Genomic DNA, 19,702 nt, shown 5'->3' with positions numbered 1-19,702 from the left:
TATTCACAAAAAAATTAGTTATTAACAGCATAAGAAAACCACCATTTCTAATCTCAGGATTATTAAATAACCCCTGCCATATTCAAGAATTTGTATGTATGCATTTCTCATAGGTTAATCTAAACACGTGTAATTGCCCTATTACTTCACGTTTAGAAACAAAATCTAAAATTTAAAAGGTATTTCTATCCTAATAGAGAATTATAACTATACTATAATTCGACAAAATGAGGGGACTTATGAACGAACTAATATTCGATCTTCAAATATTCTTATTAAACGTTTCATTTATATTTCTTCTTTTTTTTATTCATCATAAATATATTGAGGGAAAAATCAACAAAGTATCTAAGGAAATCTTTATAAGTGTTATATCTGCTGTTTCCATTTTATTATGTATGTCTTTTCCTTTTTCCCCATCTCCAGGATTCTTTTTTGACTACCGCTTAATTCCATTTATCATAGGTGCGTTATATGGTGGTCGAAAAGTCGGTTTTTTCTTATTATTAGTTTTACTATCGTATCGCTTCATGATCAGTTATGATGCGGGTTTTTATTCTTCTGTCATTATCTATTTACTTATCTTTTTTATTTTATGTGTTATATCGCCTCATTTTAATAAAACAACACAATTGAAGAGAAAAATCATACTAGCTATTGTAACAAATATCGTCGGAATTATTATCCTTTTAACGGTCATTTATTTTTTTAAGATCAATTTATCTACATTGGGCTGGTTCTCTTTAACTTTCTTTTATACTTCGCAGATTATAGTCATGTTCTTCTTTATCCATTTTATTGAAAGAGCTAAAAGAGAAAGTATTGTTTTAAGTGAATTAAAAGAACTTGTAAAACTAAAAGTCGTAAGTGAAATCGCTGCAAGTATCTCTCATGAAGTTAGAAATCCACTCACTGTTACAAAAGGATTTCTTCAGTTACTTCAAGATAGAACCGTCACAGAAGAAAAAAAAGATTTCTATATTAAACTTTCCCTTGATGAATTAGAACGGGCTGAAGGTATAATCTCTGATTATCTAACTTTTGCCAAACCCTCTTTAGAAAACATAGAGTTGCTAGAATTAAACACACAAATTCAATATATTTTAAAAGTTATTACCCCTTATGCAACGATGAGAGGTGTACATGTAAATTTTGAAAAAACAAAAGATATTACCATTGTAGGTGAACGTCAAAAACTTCATCAATGTTTAATCAATATAGCCAAGAATGCAATAGAAGCTATGACCGATAGAGGAGAGTTGAAAATCACCTTAAATAGTAGAGAAGAAAGCGCTATCATTTCAATCACAGATACTGGTATTGGCATGAATGAAGAGCAAATTCGCCGACTGGGGACACCCTACTATTCCACGAAAACAACGGGGACGGGGCTTGGAACAATGGTTGTATTTAGCATTATTAAAGCAATGAGAGGTGAAATATCTGTAACGAGTAAAACAGGCATAGGAACAACTTTCACAATTGCTCTTCCCCAAGTCCATGATGAAAAAAGGTTAATTCCTCAAAGCTATAGTATTTAAATTAGAAAAAGAAACAGTCAACCTAAGAGAATTAGATTGACCGTCCCACATTTTCCTACTTTTTTATTTGTCCTCGTAATGAACCATCGAAATTTGGATAGTCGGGATAGCCTTGATGGTTCCCGGGGCCAGGCAGTGGTCCTTCAAAATTTGGATAGCCGGGATAGCCTTGATGGTTCCCAGGCCCAGGCAGTGGTCCTTCAAAGTTCGGATAGCCGGGATAGCCTTGATGATTTCCTGGCCCAGGCAGTGGTCCTTCAAAGTTCGGATAGCCGGGATAGCCTTGATGGTTTCCTGGCCCAGGCAGTGGTCCTTCAAAGTTCGGATAGCCGGGATAGCCGGGATGGTTTCCTGGCCCAGGCAGTGGTCCTTCAAAGTTCGGATAGCCGGGATAGCCTTGATGGTTCCCAGGCCCAGGCAGTGGTCCTTCAAAGTTCGGATAGCCGGGATAGCCTTGATGATTTCCGGGGCCAGGCAGTGGTCCTTCAAAGTTTGGATAGCCGGGATAGCCTTGATGGTTTCCTGGCCCAGGTAGTGGTCCTTCAAAGTTCGGATAGCCGGGATAGCCTTGATGGTTTCCGGGGCCAGGTAACGATCCCTCATAGTTCGGATAGCTAGGATACTCATTATTACGATGCATATAAATCCCCTCCTATAAATGGTTACACGCACATTCTATGTAATCATAGTAAAATTGGGACCAATAATTGACACCTTTTGAATAAAAGATCAAACATCATATAAAAAAAATAACCTGATCGCCAAAAGGGAGCAGGTTATCGATAAGAATAAGAAAATTGATAGATTTTAATAATCGGAATTTGCCTTCTCACCATTTACAATTGAAACACCAGCACTTGCCCCGATTCGGGTAGCACCTGCTTCTACCACTGCTTTTGCACCTTCAAGATCGCGTACGCCTCCTGAAGCTTTAACACCAACATTCGGTCCAACTGTTTTTCTCATTAATGCAATGTCTTCAACAGTCGCTCCACCCGTTGAAAAACCAGTAGATGTTTTCACAAAATCAGCACCCGCTTTTATGGATAATTTACAGGCTCTTACTTTTTCTTCATCCGTAAGAAGACTTGTTTCAATAATTACTTTCGTTAATGCTTTTCCACTCGCCGCCTCAACTACAGCTCGAATATCTCTCTCAACTAGCTCGTCATTCTTGTCTTTTAAAGCAGCAATATTAATTACCATATCCACTTCTGTCGCACCATTTGCAATAGCATTGGTCGTTTCAAACGCTTTTACTTCGGTTGTAGAAGCTCCAAGTGGAAATCCAATAACCGTACAAACTTTCACCTCTTCCGTATCTTTTAATTGTTCTGCAGCAAGTTTAACCCAAGTTGGATTCACACAAACTGATGCAAACTTAAACTCTTTTGCCTCAGAACATAATGTTAAAATTTGATCTTTTGTTGTATCTGCTTTTAATGCCGTATGATCAATTAAGCTTACGATTGATTGACTACTCACGCGTCAGCATCCTCTCTATATGTAAGTTGTTCGTACCTCATCTTATCCTAGCATAGATTCAAATCAGATACAGCAAATTTCTACCTTTCATGTCAGTGAAATCCTACCTATTATTATACCCATTTCATCGAAATAATTATCTGATTCATGTTATCCTTCATTTGGTATACAAGAATTTAAAATTGTTCAGATGCCGTCCTAATAAATTGCCATCTTGTAAAAAAACATCAAAGTTCTCTCGTTTGAAAAGAGAAGCTTTGATGTTTTTTTTAACCATTTACAACTTGTTTCACTGGTAAATCATCCATTACACGAACGAATTCTCCTTGATTATAAGGATAATCAGCTTTTGTAATTTTCACTTTAAGTAATTTCCCAATCATCTCTTCTGTTGCAGGTACTTTCACTTTTAAATAGTTATCTGTATAACCGATATACATCCCACTATCAGGGTTTTCTTTATCTTGCTCTTCAGGGATCATTTCAAGAACTTCACCTTCAAACAATGAAGAATACTCTTTTGCAAGTTGATTTGATAACTCAATTAAGCGATGAACTCGCTCGTTTTTAATTCCTTCATCCACTTGATCCTCCATACGAGCAGCCGGTGTTCCTGTTCGTTTTGAGTATGGGAATACATGTAGTTCACTAAATTTATGCTTAGCAATAAAATCAAAGGTTTCTTGGAACTCTTCTTTTGTTTCACCAGGGAAACCAACAATTACATCTGATGTCACGGCAAGACCAGGAAGAACTTCTTTTAGACGATCTAATCGTTCACCAAAAAATTCCATCGTATATTTACGACGCATTCGCTTTAATACCGTATTTGAGCCCGATTGTAAAGGAATGTGCAAGTGACGAACGACTTTTTCAGACTGATCAATTACACCAATAACTTCATCTGTAAGCTGACTTGCTTCGATAGAAGAAATACGAATTCTTTTCAATCCTTCTACTTTCTCTAAGTCTTTTAATAATCGTGCGAGGCTATAATCCTTTAAATCTTCTCCATACCCACCCGTATGAATTCCAGTTAACACAATTTCCTTGTATCCTGCATCTACTAGTTGCTGAGCTTGTTTGATTACTTCTTTCGGATCACGAGAGCGCATGAGACCACGAGCCCATGGAATGATACAAAACGTACAGAAATTATTACAACCTTCTTGAATTTTCAAAGAGGCACGTGTACGATCTGTAAATGCTGGAACATCCAACTCCTCATAAACACGTGATTTCATAATGTTGCCTACACCATTAATCGGTTCACGTATACGTTTAAATTCTTCGATGTATTCAAGCATTTTCACACGATCTTGAGTTCCAACAACAATATCGACTCCAGGAATAGCCATAATTTCTGCTGGCGATGTTTGAGCGTAACAACCTGTGACACAAATAACAGCATCAGGATTTTTACGTATCGCACGACGTATCACTTGACGACTTTTTTTATCGCCAGTATTCGTTACTGTACATGTATTAATAACATAAACATCTGAAGTAGCTTCATATTCAACCTTCTCATAGCCTTCTTTTTGAAACAGTTGCCAAATCGCTTCTGTCTCATAATGATTAACTTTACAACCTAATGTATGAAACGCCACAGTAGGCATTGTCTTCACCTCATTAATTCGAAATGGTACGAAAGAGCGGCAAGTGCATACATCGCAGCTGTTTCTGTACGTAGTATTCTTGGACCAAACCCACAAGCTAGTGCACCAGCAAGACTTAATTGCTCCACTTCTTCTCCTGTTAATCCACCTTCTGGACCAATAATCACAAGAACCTTTTGACCTTGTGAAAGTGTCTTTAAAGTTGCTGCAAATTGGGCTTGTTCTCCTTCTTTGGCCACTTCTTCATAAGCCAAAATAACTGAGTCAAATAAAGCCATTTGCTTTTTCAGTTCCGCTAAAGAATGAATGTTATGAACTGCTGGAATTCTTTCTCGATAAGACTGTTCTGCAGCTTCTTTCGCAATTTTCTCTAGTCGTTCGATTTTTTTACCAGCTTTTTTCTGGTCCCACTTAACAATTGACCTTGAAGCAGAAAATGGAATAAACGCTGTTGCTCCGAGTTCCGTGCCTTTTTGGATAATTAAATCAAGTTTGTCCCCTTTAGGAAGTCCTTGGGCAATCGTTACCTCAATAGGTAGTTCTGTATTCGGGATTAAATCTTCAATAATATTAGCCGTTATTTTTTGATCCTCTACCGCAGAAATAACACATCTGACCGTACGTGAACCGTTATTACTGCAAATGATTTCATCACCGACATCCATTCGCATTACTCGTGAGATATGCTTGACATCTTCTCCTGTAACCTTTACTTCCTGATTGGTCATTTGCTCTTTCGCAACAAAATATCGTTGCATCTTCATCGTCCTCACTATTATAAAGTGGTATTTATCCTCAAACAAACTCTATTATGTTTTACGAGCGATAATCGCTACCCAATCATCCATTTCAACAACTTCTTCAATCGTAAAGCCACCTTTTACAAGGGCGTCTTTCACTTCTTGCTTTTTCCGTTTAATAATACCTGAAGTAATATACACTCCATCTGGTTTAAGAACCGCTGCCGCATCTTGAACAAACCGAACAATGACTTCTGCTAAAATATTCGCCACTACCATATCATATTGTCCATTAACATCTTCTAGTAAGTTATTTTGTTTGACTGTTACAACATCTTGAACACGATTTAAGTTCACATTGAGCGAAGCACTTTCAACTGCAACATAATCAAGATCAAGCGCTAAGACATTTTTCACCCCTAGCTTTGCCGCAGCGATACTTAATACCCCAGAACCTGTACCAACGTCTACAACTTCTTCTCCACCTTTAATGTACTTATCTAAAGCTTGGATACATAAAACCGTTGTTGGGTGCGTCCCAGTACCAAAAGCCATGCCAGGGTCAAGCTCAATAATCATCTCATTCTCCGTAGGCTCATATTCTTCCCAAGTAGGAGTGATCGTAATAGAGTTTGACACCTTAACTGGCTTATAGTATTTTTTCCACGCAGTCGCCCAGTCTTCTTCATGAACTTCTGCAATTTGAACTTTATTATGACCAAGGTCAATTTCATACAAAGGCAAGCCATTTATTGATTCTGTTATTTCATCAATTGTTTCAGCTAAAAAGCTATTAACAGGGAAATAAGCTTTGATTATAACTCCTTCTTCAGGATAATCATCTGGAGAGAGTTGGTAGATTTCGCCGAATTTATCGCCCCATTCCCTCACAAGGTCTTTTGGGTCCTCTATTACGACGCCACTTGCACCAGCTTCATGTAGAATATTACAAACCGGTTCGACGGCTTCTTCTGTCGTATGAATACTAAATTCCGACCACTTCATCATAATCTCCAACTCCATCCTTAATTGCTATTCTCCTTTAAAGGCGCGTCTTACTTTTGCAAAAAAACCATCACTTTGTTCATCTGGTTGTCCTCCAGACATTTGGGAAAATTCACGAATCATCTCTTTCTCTTTTTCAGTTAAATTCTTAGGCGTGATCACACGAACTTTAACATGTTGATCTCCTTGACCACGTCCATGAACATTCGGAACACCTTTACCACGTAGACGGAAATTAGTTCCTGTTTGCGTACCAGCAGGAATTTTCAATTTTACTTTTCCATTTAAAGTTGGTACTTCGATTTCATCTCCAAGTGCAACCTGAGCAAATGTTAACGGCATTTCACAATAAATGTCATCACCATCACGCTCAAAGAACTCATGTGGCTTCACATTAAAGACTACATATAAGTCACCAGCTGGACCACCATTGACACCTGCTTCTCCTTGACCCGATACGCGTAATTGCTGCCCATGATCAATACCTGCAGGAACTTTCACGCTAATTTTTTTACGTTTACGTACTTTGCCTTTACCACCACAAGTTGTACATTTAGATTTAATGAACTTACCAGTGCCGTCACAATGGTGACAGACACGACGATTGACAACACGTCCGAATGGTGTGTTTTGTTCAACGTTTAATTGACCAGCTCCACCACAGTGTGAGCATGTTTCTGGTTTAGTTCCGGGCTTTGCGCCTGAACCTGTACATGTTTGACACGTTTCCTCGCGTGGAATTTCAATTTCCGTATCCTTACCAAATACGGCCTCTTTAAATTGAAGTGTCATCGTGTATTGAAGATCAGCGCCTTGACGTGGAGCGTTCGGATTTCTACGCCCTCCTCCACCAAAGAACATATCAAAAATATCTCCAAATCCTCCACCAAAGTCTCCAGAGCCGCCGCCGAATCCTTGATTAGGATCAGTATGACCAAATTGATCATAGTGCGATTTTTTCTGGGGATCACTTAATGTATCATATGCATCTTTTACTTCTTTAAATTTATCCGTAGCATCTGCTTCCTTGTTGACATCTGGGTGATATTTGCGTGCTAATTTACGGTACGCTTTTTTCACTTCATCAACAGAAGCATTCTTATCGACACCAAGGACTTCATAGTAATCTCTTTTACTCATGTCATCCACTCCCGATTAAGTTCCATAACGTTCATCTTATCATCATTCTGTCTAAATCTGCAAGACATAGGTGAGAAGAACCGTTATCCTCTTTTTGGTATACACTCGAAGAAAAAGTCAAAGTCATATACGCTGACTTTGACTTTTCTACAGGTTTGTCAATCTGTTAATATTGACGCTGCCCAATCAATCGATCGAACACTTATTTCTTTTCTTCTTCTTTTACTTCTTCATAATCAGCATCTACCACATTTTCATCTGCATTTGTTGCACCAGCGTCTCCGCCTTCAGCACCTTGTGCAGCTTGAGCAGCTTGCTCATACATTTTCGTCGTTAATGCCATGACGATTTCTTGAAGCTCATCTTTCGCCGTACGAATCTCGTCAATGTTATTAGATTCAATTGCTTGCTTTAATTTATCTTTTGCAGCTTCAGCTTTGTCTTTTTCCTCTTGCTCTACACCTTCACCAAGGTCTTTAATGGTTTTTTCCGTTTGGAAAACAAGTTGATCGGCTTCGTTGCGAAGTTCTACTTCCTCACGACGCTTCTTATCTTCTTCTGCGTTTGCTTCAGCATCTTTTACCATCTTTTCGACTTCTTCATCTGAAAGACCTGAAGAAGATGTAATCGTAATTGATTGCTCTTTGTTTGTTCCAAGATCTTTCGCCTTAACATTAACAATACCGTTCGCATCAATATCAAAAGATACTTCAATCTGAGGAACGCCACGTGGTGCTGGTGGAAGATCAGTCAATTGGAAACGTCCAAGTGTTTTATTGTAAGCTGCCATTTCACGCTCACCTTGAAGCACATGAATATCAACAGATGGTTGACTATCAGCAGCTGTAGAGAATACTTGTGATTTAGATGTCGGAATAGTAGTATTACGTTCGATTAGCTTTGTGAATACACCACCCATTGTTTCAATACCAAGTGATAATGGTGTTACATCTAGAAGAACAACGTCTTTAACATCTCCAGTAAGTACACCTGCTTGAACTGCAGCACCAAGTGCAACAACTTCATCTGGATTTACCCCTTTATGCGGGTCTTTACCTGTTAACTTTTTAATCGCCTCTTGAACGGCTGGAATACGAGTTGAACCACCAACAAGAACGACTCTGTCAATTTCACTAGCAGAAAGTCCTGAATCAGAAAGAGCACGACGCGTTGGCTCAAGTGTGCGCTCAACTAGATCAGAAGAGAGCTCTTCAAACTTTGCACGGCTCATGCTTACTTCTAAATGCTTAGGACCAGTAGCGTCTGCTGTAATAAAAGGAAGTGAAATTTGAGTTTGAGTCACTCCCGATAAATCCTTCTTCGCTTTTTCTGCTGCATCTTTCAAGCGTTGCATAGCCATCTTATCTTGTGAAAGGTCAATACCGTTGTCTTTTTTGAATTGCTCAACAAGGTAATCAATAATGACTTGGTCAAAATCGTCTCCACCAAGTTTATTATCACCCGAAGTTGCTTTTACTTCGAAGAAACCTTCTCCAAGTTCAAGGATAGATACGTCAAACGTACCGCCTCCAAGGTCATAAACAAGTATCGTTTGATCTTCTTCTTTTTCTAATCCATAAGCAAGAGCAGCAGCAGTTGGTTCATTGACAATACGCTCTACTTCAAGACCCGCAATTTTCCCAGCATCTTTAGTTGCTTGGCGCTGTGAATCATTGAAATAAGCTGGAACTGTGATGACTGCTTTCGTCACCTTTTCTCCTAAATATGCTTCAGCATCTGACTTCAACTTTTGTAGGATGATCGCTGAAATTTCTTGAGGTGTATAATCTGTTCCCTCAATAGTTTCTTTATGATCTGTTCCCATATGACGCTTAATAGAAATGACTGTATTTGGATTAGTGATCGCTTGACGCTTTCCAACTTCCCCAACTAGACGCTCACCATCTTTAAATGCAACAACAGATGGCGTTGTACGGTTTCCTTCTGGATTTGGGATAACTGTAGCTTCTCCACCTTCCATAACCGCGACACAAGAATTTGTTGTACCTAAATCAATACCAATGATTTTACTCATGATTTCTTCCTCCATTTCAGCATTTAGCTTTCTAATATTCTAATACTCTGTATATTCATGTTCTGTAAGGGATGTTGCAATGAATCCGCTCATTGCTTTAGAGTATTAACAAAAAGGTAAAATCGGCCTTTTCTTATCCTCTTATATGTAAGGATTACGCGTTAACCTTGACCATAGAAGGTCTTAGAACGCGATCCTTTAATTTATAACCCTTTTGTAATTCTTCAACAATCTGGTTTGATTCAAACCCCTCTTCTTCAACTTGCATAACAGCTTGGTGCAAGTGAGGATCAAACATTTGACCTACTGTATCAATCACTTCGATTCCTTCATTTTTCAAAGTATCTTGAAATTGACGATAAACCATTTCCATCCCTTGTAAAAGGGATTTAGCTTCTTCAGCTTCCGGTTTTACAAGTAGCGCACGCTCAAAATTATCAATTACAGGAAGAAGCGCTTCAATGACGGTTTGTGATCTATATTTCGCAGCCGCTTCTTTCTCCTCACGAGAACGCCGACGGAAATTATCATAATCAGCTTGAATACGTAGGATTCGGTTATTGAGTTCAGCGATTTCAGCTTGTGAATTTTCTTCTTCAGTGATTTCTATCACTTTTTCTTCACCTTCACCGTTTACTTCTGTTTCAAGTTCTTCGGATTCAACTGTTTCTTCTTCCACTGTTTGTGTTTCTTTTTCTGTCAACTCATTCACCTCCTAGTAAAATTAATTTAATTCTATGTAGTATGACAATTAGTTAAGAATACCACAACTAATTGTCAATATTACCATTTCTAGCCTTGTTGATACAAGTTTGTCAACAGCTTTGTTAAATCCTTTGAAAGTGTATCGACAACTCCGATCACTCTTCGATACTCCATTCTAGTTGGACCAAGGATTCCAATTGTTCCCATGTGTTTTCCCGCTATCGAATATGACGCGGTTATTAAACTACAGTTATCAAAGGCTTCTAAATTATTTTCCTGTCCTATTTTCACTTGAATTCCTGTTGTCGGCACACGTAAAATCTGGTGCATCGTTTCATCTTCATCAAGCATATTCAGTAACATTCGCACTTTTTCAACATCACGGAATTCAGGTTGCGTCAAAATGTTTGTTTTCCCACTATAAAACACTTTTTCTGCTTTATCTATTTCTAAGGATGATCCAAGCATACTTAATACGTGATCATAGTTTTGAACATGGCTACGCAAAACATCTCTTACCTCAGACTGCAATTTCTCTCTGAGCTTATATAGAGGCACACCCATTAAACGTTCATTAAGGATATTGACAGTACGTTCTAAATCAAAAGCTTCTATCTTATCTGGTACAGCGATTGTTTGATTCTCAACATGTCCTGTATCTGTTACAAGAATTAAAATAGCCGAACCCTTAGCTAATGGAATAATTTGAATATTTCTTAATGTAGCTTCAAATATCTCTGGACCTAAGACAAGAGAGATATAACTTGTCATATTGGATAACACACGCGCAGAATGTTGAATCACTTCTTCTACTTCTCGTATTCGTTCTGAAAAGATCGAGCGAATATCTAACTCTTCATCGACGGTTAAATGATGAGGCATCAGAAGATTGTCTACATAATAACGATATCCCCTTTGAGAAGGAATTCTCCCGGCTGAACTATGTGGTTTCTCTAAAAAACCTAACTCCTCTAAATCTGCCATATCATTACGAATGGTAGCTGGACTAAATGTAATATCCTCTCTTTTGGAGATGCTTCTCGAGCCAACTGGCTCTGCAGAACGGATATAATCATCAACAATGGCATGCAAAATCAACAATTGTCTATCTGTCAACATCCCTTCATCTCCTCTGTTAGCACTCACTACATTCGAGTGCTAAATCTAATGATAAATTATCAAAAAGGAAGCACTTTGTCAACAAATAAACCTTATTTATCTTAGAAAAATAGAGCAAATCTTCTGCTTCTGAACAATTGACCCCCTACTTAATGATCTAATACAGCTATAAATTGCTCGAATACTTCATTACTTAGTAGTAAACCCTCTTCTGTTAATTTAATAGATTGTTCATTTGAAGTTAATAAGCCTCTTTTTTTAAGCAATTCTATTTGCTTACTAAAACATTCATCAAGGGACCGTCCATATAAATGTTTAAACTCTTCTTTATTAACCCCTCTTCTCTTCCGCAATCCCATAAACATAGCTTCTTCAATTCGTTCGACAGGAGAAACCTGATGTTCAGCCAATACAGGAGGAAGGCCTGCTTCTATAGCTTTTAAATACTTGGGAAGTGGTCCATGATTTTGATATCGGACTTGATTCACATAGCCATGGGCCCCTGCACCAAAACCATAATATTCTTCATTATTCCAATAAACAAGGTTATGTTTACTTTCATAACCGGCTTTTGCAAAATTACTAATTTCATACTGCTGATACCCTTCTTTTTGTGTTTCAACTAGTAATTGTTCATACATCTTGATTTCATCTTCCTCGGGCGGCAAAGTCAATTTGCCTTGTCGCTGACGAATGTAAAAGACCGTCTTCTCCTCTACCTTCAAAGAGTATGCCGATAAATGTTCAACTCCTAAAGCCATCGCTTCATGAATAGTCTCTTGAAAGTCAGCAGGCTTTTGGCTCGGTAAGCCAAACATCAAATCTAATGAAATATTTTGAAACCCTGCTTCTCTACTTCTTTTAATAGCGTCCACTACACTCGCTTTGGAGTGAGTTCTTCCTATTTCCTTTAAGAGAGTTTCTTTAAACGTTTGGACCCCCATACTTAAACGGTTAATTCCGTTATTTTTTAATACACTTAATTTATCTTCTTCAATACTATCTGGATTCACTTCAATTGTGTACTCTTCCAAATCGTTTAATGGAAGAACTTCCTTCATCCCTCTTAGAAGAGTATTCAATTGATCAGAAGTTAGCGCTGTAGGTGTTCCACCACCAATATAAACGGTTTTTAAAGCTGTTGTTGGGTGTTTCTTCATCGTTCTTTCCATCTCTACAAGTAATGAAGAAATATATTTGTCGACTGGCTGATTTTTCAAAAAAACCTTATTAAAATCGCAGTAGTGACAAATGTGTTCACAAAATGGAATATGTACGTAAGCAGCTTTGACCATTTGCATCTTCTCCTTTCTAGAGAACTCATTCTTGCCTAGTCACCGACATTAGATTTAATCACTCATGTTAAGAAGTTAATCCAAAGGTTATATTAGCCATTGGGCGACCATTTAACAACCAAAACCGCAGGAGCAATCCTGCGGTTGATGTCAACATTAATCGTCCATCCGTAAAACGGCCATAAAGGCTTCTTGAGGTACTTCTACGTTCCCTACGGATTTCATACGTTTTTTTCCTTCTTTTTGTTTCTCAAGCAATTTACGCTTACGTGATATATCCCCACCGTAACATTTAGCAAGAACATTTTTGCGCATTGCTTTTATCGTAGATCTGGCAATAATCTTTTGACCAATACTTGCTTGAATTGGTACTTCAAATTGCTGACGAGGAATTAATTCCTTTAACTTTTCAACAATAATTTTGCCACGTTCATAAGCAAAATCTCTATGAACAATGACAGACAAGGCATCAACAGTCTCACCGTTTAGGAGGATATCCATTTTAACAAGTCTTGATGGCTTATATCCAATTAACTCATAATCAAACGAAGCATAACCCTTTGTATTTGATTTTAATTGATCAAAGAAATCATAAACAATCTCAGAAAGTGGAATTTCATAAACGATCTGGACACGATTGTCATCAAGATACTGCATATCTATAAAATTACCACGTTTCTTTTGGCAAAGTTCCATTACAGTCCCAACGTAATCGTTAGGTACCATCACCTTTGCCTTAACGAAAGGCTCTTCAACGGAGTCAATTTTTTGGATATCAGGCATGTTGGCTGGGTTATCAATCTTTATTTCTTCACCACTTGTCGTTGTTACCTGATAAATAACGCTTGGAGCCGTTGTAATAAGTGTAATATTAAATTCACGCTCGATTCGCTCTTGGATGATCTCCATGTGTAACAGTCCTAAGAAACCACAACGGAAACCAAATCCTAATGCTTGGGACGTCTCTGGTTCATACTGTAATGATGCATCATTTAACTCAAGACGTTCTAATGCTTCACGTAGATCATTGTATTCATTTGTATCTACTGGATACAAACCACAATAGACCATTGGATTCATGCGGCGGTAACCAGGTAATGGTTCGTCAGCCAGATTTTCGGCACTTGTTATCGTATCACCGACTCTTGTATCTCCGACATTTTTAATCGCAGCAGATAAGAATCCAACGTCACCAACAGTTAACTCATCACGCTTTACAGCCTTTGGAGTAAACACACCGATTTCATTCACTTCAAATTCTTTCCCTGTCGCCATCATTCTGATTTTTTGTCCAGGCTTAACCGTACCTTCCATGATCCGAATGTATGCTACAACACCACGGTAAGGATCATAAAGCGAATCAAAAATAAGTGCTTTAAGAGGTGCTTCAGAATCTCCAGTTGGAGCAGGAACTTTCTGGACCACTTGTTCTAAAATATCTTCAATTCCAATTCCATTTTTCGCAGACGCTAAAACCGCATCAGAAGTGTCTAAACCGATAACCTCTTCAACTTCTTGCTTGACACGCTCAGGGTCAGCACTTGGTAAATCAATTTTGTTGATAACAGGTAAAATTTCCAAATCATTATCTAACGCTAAATAAACATTAGCAAGAGTCTGGGCTTCAATTCCTTGAGCAGCATCAACGATTAATAGCGCCCCCTCACAGGCTGCTAAACTACGTGAAACTTCGTACGTAAAATCGACATGCCCAGGTGTATCAATCAAATGGAAAATATATTCTTCGCCGTCTTTCGCTTTATAAGTAAGCTGAACCGCATTTAGTTTAATCGTAATTCCACGCTCACGCTCTAAATCCATTGCATCAAGCGTTTGTTCTTTCATTTCACGTTGTGTTAGGGCACCTGTCTTTTCTAAAATTCGATCGGCAAGTGTGGATTTCCCGTGGTCAATATGAGCGATGATTGAAAAATTTCGGATCTTCGCCTGACGCGCTAATCTTTGTTCTTTGTTCATGACATGATCACTCCTACATTCTCGTACAATGTACACTATTTCTAATTATACCAATCGATCAGGAGTCAAGCAACAACTCTCTTTTTCATATCGTCGTATTCACCGTTTTTCTTAGCCAATCATAATTTGGGCTCTAGTTACTATCCCACTTAAAAAACTATTGCATACTGTGAAAGTAACTTCTTTGAAAGGTGGTTTTTCTTAATGTATAATTTTGGTGAACCAATGACTGGCGCAGCTGGATTTGAAACAGGTTATACGGGTTACGGTGCTGGACATGGTACGGATTGTGTAGCACCAGGCTATGGCTACGGCGCACCAGTTGCTGGGTACGGAGCACCAACTGCTGGTTTTGGAACTGGCCGCGGATTTGCTTTAATCGTTGTCCTTTTCATCTTATTAGTGATAATTGGGGCTTCTTGGGCTACTCCAGGAACAGTCTAATTTTGTCGATAAAAAAAGGGGCCTTTAACTTGGCCCCTTTTTCTAGTTATTCATTTATCTCCCCCATTTCCATTTAAAACATTGTTGACAAATGACATCACTTGAGACAGTAAGCTTCGGCTAGCATAATTCATTCCCTCAGCAAGATAACTTCCCATATCAGAAAAGAAATTAAATCGACCTACCTCTTCTACCTTTTGACTTTTCTCGGCAAGTTCTATTTTGGATGTAATGACAATTTTTGATTTATCTACTGCCTTGTCTTCAGCACTAGAACTATTTTCTGTTTCCTCAACAATAAGGGGAACTGGCCACGAAATTCCAAGCTCTTCATTCATTACTTGAACCCCGAACGAAGCACCAATTAATAGCAGCAAGCTAATAATAGAAATTCTTACAACTAGCTTTTTCATGCGGTCTCCCTCTCCTTATTCAGCGTCTACCGCTTCAGCTTCAAAGTAGTATTCGGAAAATACTTCCGCTATCGCACCAGTAGTTTTATATGTTTCATCAAGTGTGTTGTAAAGGCCACCCATTTCAATTAGAACTGAATTAGGTGATAAATCTTGATTATAAATCCCATTAGATCCAGGTGTATCTTTAAGAATAACCCCACGACTTAATCCAGGATATTTTTCTTCAAGCAAATTATGAAGTTGTTTCGCTAACTGTAAATTTTGTTCATGATGACTATGCCTTCCACCTATGACAAATACTGTACGAGCATATTCAACTCCATTGATTTTTACGGTTGTTCTCTCTTTAGGAAGAGTATCTCTGTGTAAGTCAAAGAAAAATTTCAAATCATCATTGTTCGCAATTGCTTCTTTTACATAATTACGAGAAGCATCATAGGATTGTGAGTACTGCCATCCTTTATTAACCAGACCAGCTTGAACATCCCGTTCTTCTACTTCAACTCCAATTCCGCGTTTTTCAAGTTCTTGTGATAACTTCTCGCCAACTAATGTTATATTGATTTTCTTGTGGAAAGCCTCGTTTGGCTTATTTGTCTCAAGCTCAGGTAAGAACGATTCTGTATTATGAGAATGAATGATATGGACTACTTTTCGTCCGTCTGTTGTCCCTTGCGATTGTACTGCTTCTTTTTTTAATTCTTCTAATCTCGCTAAGCTTTCTTGTGTTGCTTCCCTCTCTGCCATAATGACATCCATGGGGGGAGATGACTCAATTGGCAATGTCGTATAATCCATTCCATCCCCTGCAACGATAATTTGCCCGTCAAATAAGGCAAATCCCGGTAACTCACGACCAAGTAAGCTTCTGGGATCATCTGGATTTATACTTGTTGCTACTTCAAAGGCTAAATTCGAAAGACTCGGGGGCCGGCTATCCTCTGGTAATACTTGGGTGAAAAATTTATTTTCCATTCCGAGCACATGAACAAAGTCTTCTCCTTTTACACCTGTTGCCCATTCATGTACTTGATTTGAGGCTAATCCATATCCAGGTTCAAAAGATGTTAACATGCCCGTAAAAATAAATAATGCCATCATTCCTATAATAGTCATGACAATTAGTCGTTTAAAGCTCGTCCGATTTATTGAAACCGTGAAGCTACGCATTTGTTTTCTTTTCATGGTCCCATCCCTTCTCCTCGTGTGTTAACTTGTCCAGTACTGCAATTAAAGGAGCCTTTAAACAACTATTATGAAAAGATGGCGACTAATAGAACCAATATGCTTAAACTTTGCCTACCCATTCCACGACAAAAACCCCAACTCTTTTTCAAGTTGGGGTTCTAAAATTATGGTTAGTGCGTATAACCACCGACATTTTCTTGATTAATTTTATGATGTAAAGAAGCATTTAAACCAGCAGCAATGACATTAGCCATATCATCGATGAAAACATCTACTTCTTTAGGAGTTACCATTAAATTGTGTCCAAGTGGAGCAAGAACCTCACGAATAAGTTGTCGCTTTTCTTGCTCAGGCAAATTACCAACCATACCCATGATCGTTTCACGTTTCGCTTCACTCGGCAAATCTTCATTCTTTAGCTTTCGCTGCTCACCGAAAGTCATTCCTGCCGGAGCAAGTGCACGTGAAGGAGCTTTCCCTTCTTTCATTTCACGACCGAAATGCTTCAATACATAGTCAATTGTATCACTGGTGATTGATACGGCATCAACCACGGTCGGAATGCCAACTGCAATGACCGGAATCCCTAACGCTTCTTTACTTAATTCTTTTCTCTTGTTTCCAACACCACTTCCAGGATGAATACCGGTATCTGAAACTTGAATCGTTGCATTCACCCTCTCAATTGAACGTGAAGCTAATGCATCGATAGCAATTACAAAATCAGGTTTTGTTTTCTCGATAATTCCATAAATCACATCACTCGTTTCGATTCCTGTTAATCCCATTACACCGGGTGTAACAGCGCTTACTGGACGAAAGCCTTCTTGAACTTGCTCAGGAGCAAGTTCAAATAAATGTCTAGTCACAAGCAAATTCTCAACCGCAATCGGTCCTAATGCATCTGGTGTAACGTTCCAGTTCCCAAGACCAACTACAAGACATGTATCTGTATCTTTTATTCCGATCTCTTGCATAAAAGCATGAAATTTATCAGCAAAAACACGCTCCATTTTTTCCTGAATTTCTGTATCTTTTTTACGGATACCTAATGATTCAAAAGTTAGATAGTTTCCTTTTTTCTTTCCTAAGCGTTTCGCTCCTACTTCATCTATTATTACACGTGTAACCGTAACATCGTCAATCGTTTCTTCATGTATTTGTACTCCATTTACTTCCTTTGAATACTTACCATTTTTTTCCTCTTGCTCTAACACGATTTGATGAGCTTCAACCGCAAGATCAGTACGAACTTGATATTGATTTAAGTTCAATTCCTCAGACATTTATTTCACACTCCTACTATAGAATCTCTTTCATGTTAGTGTTTCCGGCAGGGATCGTTTTCATTCTAGCTATTGCTTTTTCTCGTCGAATTTGATAGAATGCAATTTGTTGTATGAATGATACATTAGTGTCACCGTACCTTGAACAAGTAAGCGAAACCGTTCATAATAGATGGACTGGGATCAGAACCTGAACAACATTTATTAGGAGGTGAAAGATATGCCAAATATTAAATCTGCAATTAAGCGTGTAAAAACAGCTGATAAGCGTCGTGCTCAGAATATCTCTGTGAAATCTGCTCTACGTACTGCAATCAAGAACTTTGAAGCAAAAGTAGAAGCTGGTGACGTAGAAGTAGCTAAAGCTGCTTATACTGAAGCAAGCAAAAAGCTTGATAAAGCAGCTAACAAAGGCCTTATCCATAAAAATGCAGCATCACGTCAAAAGTCTCGTCTTGCTAAAAAGCTTAACGGACTTTCTGCATAATCATTAAGCCGATTAGAAAAAAACACGCGATTAATCGTGTGTTTTTTTCTTTCTATTTTTTTATTGTTGCCAACTTCATTAACAATAACTCGACAGCAAGTGTTTTTTCCATCTTCCCTGATTTAATTGCATAATCCGTATCTGCCGCTTCTTCAAGCAAGCGCAGCAATTGTGTGTCCTCAAATCGACTTATCTGCTGACTTGCCAGTTTCACGACATAGGGGTGTAATTTTAATTGAGCAGCCATATCTTTTTGAGAGTAAGATCGTCGACTCATTTCCTTCACTTGATAATAAATGCGTAATTGCCTTGCAATTAATGCAAGTAATTTTAATGGCTCTTCTTTTTGTTTTAAAAGATCGTGATAAATAACAAGGGCTTTATCTAATTGCTTTTTGACGGCAAAATCAATTAAAGCAAAAACGTCTTGTTCCAGCGAACGAGCCACCAAAAGGTCAACCACTTCTCCGCTTACCACCCCTTCATTACCCACATACAACGAAAGTTTTTCCATTTCTGAAACTAACAGCAGAAGTTGTGGTCCAAGTCTTTCTAACAACCGTTCTTTCCCATCAACTGAAAAAGTAAATCCTTTCTTTGCTGCTTGAACTTCTAACCATTGTGACAACATTTTATCATCAAAAGGCGAGCATTCAACGACAGCAGATCTTTTCTTTAGTGCTTTTGTAATCCTTTTTCTTTCGTCTAATTTCTCGAAAGGTGTTAAGAATATAAGAATAGCTTCAGGTGAAGGGTGTTCTATGTATTCCAGTAACCGATTCAAATCATGGTCAAGTTTCGCTTCTTGTTTTTGGGCAGTTACAATCGAAAAGTCTTTTACCACTACCACTTTCTTCCCTCCAAAAAAAGGGAATGTTTCCGCCTCTTCAATCGCAATATCTAAAAGCGTATCTTGTATACTAAAAGAAATCACATTCGGATCATCCTGAGAACCAACTGTCTGCTTAATGATATCCAACACCAAATCTTCCATTAAGTAAGATTGAGTTCCATACATAAAATAGATCGGTCTAATATCTCCTCGTTTTACCTCTTTTTTTACTGCTAAGTATGACATAAATTATTCCTCATTTTCACTTGCATAACTCCCACAGATTTGGGAAGGCTACACTAAAATTATATGTTTGTCCTTTTTTAGGATAGCCAAAGTATACAAAAAAAACAAGAAATATGAGAAAGGGATCTAGCCCATAATGCCA

General features: G+C 38.2%; 18 protein-coding genes. 3 read left to right on the top strand and 15 right to left on the bottom strand.

The window, feature by feature from the left end:
- The first annotated feature begins 239 nt into the window (after nucleotides 1-239).
- Nucleotides 240-1,541, top strand: a complete 1,302-nt coding sequence (locus LDX58_RS00500; protein WP_227934913.1) for an ATP-binding protein — start codon at nucleotides 240-242, stop codon at nucleotides 1,539-1,541.
- 63 nt (nucleotides 1,542-1,604) lie between these two features.
- Here LDX58_RS00500 and LDX58_RS00495 read toward each other — a convergent pair whose 3' ends face one another.
- The 11 genes from LDX58_RS00495 to lepA all read right to left on the bottom strand — a co-directional run bounded on the left by LDX58_RS00495 (nucleotide 1,605) and on the right by lepA (nucleotide 14,661).
- On the bottom strand, nucleotides 1,605-2,144 hold the full coding sequence (locus LDX58_RS00495) for a hypothetical protein (protein ID WP_227934912.1): 540 nt from the start codon (nucleotides 2,142-2,144) through the stop codon (nucleotides 1,605-1,607).
- A 204-nt stretch (nucleotides 2,145-2,348) separates the two neighbouring features.
- Nucleotides 2,349-3,026, bottom strand: a complete 678-nt coding sequence (gene deoC / locus LDX58_RS00490; RefSeq protein WP_227934911.1) for a deoxyribose-phosphate aldolase — start codon at nucleotides 3,024-3,026, stop codon at nucleotides 2,349-2,351.
- A 269-nt stretch (nucleotides 3,027-3,295) separates the two neighbouring features.
- Nucleotides 3,296-4,645 carry a tRNA (N(6)-L-threonylcarbamoyladenosine(37)-C(2))-methylthiotransferase MtaB gene (gene mtaB / locus LDX58_RS00485; protein WP_227934910.1) on the bottom strand — a complete coding sequence of 450 codons (1,350 nt, stop codon included), beginning with the start codon at nucleotides 4,643-4,645 and terminating at the stop codon, nucleotides 3,296-3,298.
- A 5-nt stretch (nucleotides 4,646-4,650) separates the two neighbouring features.
- Complete coding sequence (locus tag LDX58_RS00480; RefSeq protein WP_227934909.1) at nucleotides 4,651-5,403, bottom strand: 16S rRNA (uracil(1498)-N(3))-methyltransferase; 753 nt, start codon at nucleotides 5,401-5,403, stop codon at nucleotides 4,651-4,653.
- Nucleotides 5,404-5,454: 51 nt separating this feature from the next.
- Complete coding sequence (gene prmA / locus LDX58_RS00475; protein WP_227935465.1) at nucleotides 5,455-6,390, bottom strand: 50S ribosomal protein L11 methyltransferase; 936 nt, start codon at nucleotides 6,388-6,390, stop codon at nucleotides 5,455-5,457.
- A gap of 27 nt (nucleotides 6,391-6,417) precedes the next feature.
- Nucleotides 6,418-7,530, bottom strand: coding sequence for a molecular chaperone DnaJ (gene dnaJ, locus LDX58_RS00470; protein WP_227934908.1), 1,113 nt, complete (start codon nucleotides 7,528-7,530; stop codon nucleotides 6,418-6,420).
- Nucleotides 7,531-7,732: 202 nt separating this feature from the next.
- Nucleotides 7,733-9,565, bottom strand: coding sequence for a molecular chaperone DnaK (dnaK, locus tag LDX58_RS00465; RefSeq protein ID WP_227934907.1), 1,833 nt, complete (start codon nucleotides 9,563-9,565; stop codon nucleotides 7,733-7,735).
- A gap of 154 nt (nucleotides 9,566-9,719) precedes the next feature.
- On the bottom strand, nucleotides 9,720-10,277 hold the full coding sequence (gene grpE, locus LDX58_RS00460; RefSeq protein WP_372459046.1) for a nucleotide exchange factor GrpE: 558 nt from the start codon (nucleotides 10,275-10,277) through the stop codon (nucleotides 9,720-9,722).
- 80 nt (nucleotides 10,278-10,357) lie between these two features.
- Complete coding sequence (gene hrcA / locus LDX58_RS00455) at nucleotides 10,358-11,389, bottom strand: heat-inducible transcriptional repressor HrcA (protein ID WP_227934905.1); 1,032 nt, start codon at nucleotides 11,387-11,389, stop codon at nucleotides 10,358-10,360.
- 149 nt (nucleotides 11,390-11,538) lie between these two features.
- Nucleotides 11,539-12,684, bottom strand: a complete 1,146-nt coding sequence (gene hemW, locus LDX58_RS00450; RefSeq protein ID WP_227934904.1) for a radical SAM family heme chaperone HemW — start codon at nucleotides 12,682-12,684, stop codon at nucleotides 11,539-11,541.
- Between the two features lie 156 nt (nucleotides 12,685-12,840).
- On the bottom strand, nucleotides 12,841-14,661 hold the full coding sequence (gene lepA / locus LDX58_RS00445; protein ID WP_227934903.1) for a translation elongation factor 4: 1,821 nt from the start codon (nucleotides 14,659-14,661) through the stop codon (nucleotides 12,841-12,843).
- A gap of 204 nt (nucleotides 14,662-14,865) precedes the next feature.
- On the opposite strand from lepA, the gene LDX58_RS00440 reads away from it, so the two are divergent.
- Entirely contained in the window at nucleotides 14,866-15,105 is a 240-nt protein-coding gene (locus LDX58_RS00440; RefSeq protein WP_308017402.1) for a YjcZ family sporulation protein, read from the top strand.
- Nucleotides 15,106-15,155: 50 nt separating this feature from the next.
- Here the strand turns inward: LDX58_RS00440 and LDX58_RS00435 are convergent, their stop codons facing one another.
- The 3 genes from LDX58_RS00435 to gpr all read right to left on the bottom strand — a co-directional run bounded on the left by LDX58_RS00435 (nucleotide 15,156) and on the right by gpr (nucleotide 17,995).
- Nucleotides 15,156-15,518, bottom strand: a complete 363-nt coding sequence (locus LDX58_RS00435; RefSeq protein ID WP_227934902.1) for a DUF3679 domain-containing protein — start codon at nucleotides 15,516-15,518, stop codon at nucleotides 15,156-15,158.
- 15 nt (nucleotides 15,519-15,533) lie between these two features.
- A complete protein-coding gene (gene spoIIP / locus LDX58_RS00430) occupies nucleotides 15,534-16,706 on the bottom strand; it encodes a stage II sporulation protein P (protein WP_227934901.1) in 1,173 nt (390 codons plus the stop codon).
- Nucleotides 16,707-16,879: 173 nt separating this feature from the next.
- Nucleotides 16,880-17,995 carry a GPR endopeptidase gene (gene gpr, locus LDX58_RS00425; RefSeq protein ID WP_227934900.1) on the bottom strand — a complete coding sequence of 372 codons (1,116 nt, stop codon included), beginning with the start codon at nucleotides 17,993-17,995 and terminating at the stop codon, nucleotides 16,880-16,882.
- A gap of 220 nt (nucleotides 17,996-18,215) precedes the next feature.
- Between gpr and rpsT the strand changes: the two genes are divergently transcribed.
- Nucleotides 18,216-18,482, top strand: coding sequence for a 30S ribosomal protein S20 (gene rpsT / locus LDX58_RS00420; protein ID WP_227934899.1), 267 nt, complete (start codon nucleotides 18,216-18,218; stop codon nucleotides 18,480-18,482).
- Nucleotides 18,483-18,534: 52 nt separating this feature from the next.
- Here the strand turns inward: rpsT and holA are convergent, their stop codons facing one another.
- A complete protein-coding gene (gene holA, locus LDX58_RS00415; protein WP_227934898.1) occupies nucleotides 18,535-19,560 on the bottom strand; it encodes a DNA polymerase III subunit delta in 1,026 nt (341 codons plus the stop codon).
- Between the last annotated feature and the right edge of the window lie 142 nt (nucleotides 19,561-19,702).

This window comes from Alkalihalobacillus deserti (assembly GCF_020734105.1).
GTDB lineage: Bacteria > Bacillota > Bacilli > Bacillales > Bacillaceae_D > Halalkalibacter > Halalkalibacter deserti.
Note: the sequence above shows the minus strand (reverse complement) of the source record. Positions and strands in the feature narration are given on the sequence as shown.

Bases quoted from the DNA above. Each gene is read 5' to 3' on its own strand.
- mtaB (WP_227934910.1), bottom strand. From the start codon at position 4,645: ATGCCTACTGTGGCGTTTCATACATTAGGTTGTAAAGTTAATCATTAT.
- lepA (WP_227934903.1), bottom strand. From the start codon at position 14,661: ATGAACAAAGAACAAAGATTAGCGCGTCAGGCGAAGATCCGAAATTTT.
- dnaJ (WP_227934908.1), bottom strand. From the start codon at position 7,530: ATGAGTAAAAGAGATTACTATGAAGTCCTTGGTGTCGATAAGAATGCT.
- prmA (WP_227935465.1), bottom strand. From the start codon at position 6,390: ATGAAGTGGTCGGAATTTAGTATTCATACGACAGAAGAAGCCGTCGAA.
- LDX58_RS00495 (WP_227934912.1), bottom strand. From the start codon at position 2,144: ATGAGGGATCGTTACCTGGCCCCGGAAACCATCAAGGCTATCCCGGCT.
- hrcA (WP_227934905.1), bottom strand. From the start codon at position 11,389: ATGTTGACAGATAGACAATTGTTGATTTTGCATGCCATTGTTGATGAT.
- rpsT (WP_227934899.1), top strand. From the start codon at position 18,216: ATGCCAAATATTAAATCTGCAATTAAGCGTGTAAAAACAGCTGATAAG.
- gpr (WP_227934900.1), bottom strand. From the start codon at position 17,995: ATGTCTGAGGAATTGAACTTAAATCAATATCAAGTTCGTACTGATCTT.
- LDX58_RS00480 (WP_227934909.1), bottom strand. From the start codon at position 5,403: ATGCAACGATATTTTGTTGCGAAAGAGCAAATGACCAATCAGGAAGTA.
- dnaK (WP_227934907.1), bottom strand. From the start codon at position 9,565: ATGAGTAAAATCATTGGTATTGATTTAGGTACAACAAATTCTTGTGTC.
- hemW (WP_227934904.1), bottom strand. From the start codon at position 12,684: ATGGTCAAAGCTGCTTACGTACATATTCCATTTTGTGAACACATTTGT.
- spoIIP (WP_227934901.1), bottom strand. From the start codon at position 16,706: ATGAAAAGAAAACAAATGCGTAGCTTCACGGTTTCAATAAATCGGACG.
- LDX58_RS00440 (WP_308017402.1), top strand. From the start codon at position 14,866: ATGTATAATTTTGGTGAACCAATGACTGGCGCAGCTGGATTTGAAACA.
- LDX58_RS00500 (WP_227934913.1), top strand. From the start codon at position 240: ATGAACGAACTAATATTCGATCTTCAAATATTCTTATTAAACGTTTCA.
- LDX58_RS00435 (WP_227934902.1), bottom strand. From the start codon at position 15,518: ATGAAAAAGCTAGTTGTAAGAATTTCTATTATTAGCTTGCTGCTATTA.
- holA (WP_227934898.1), bottom strand. From the start codon at position 19,560: ATGTCATACTTAGCAGTAAAAAAAGAGGTAAAACGAGGAGATATTAGA.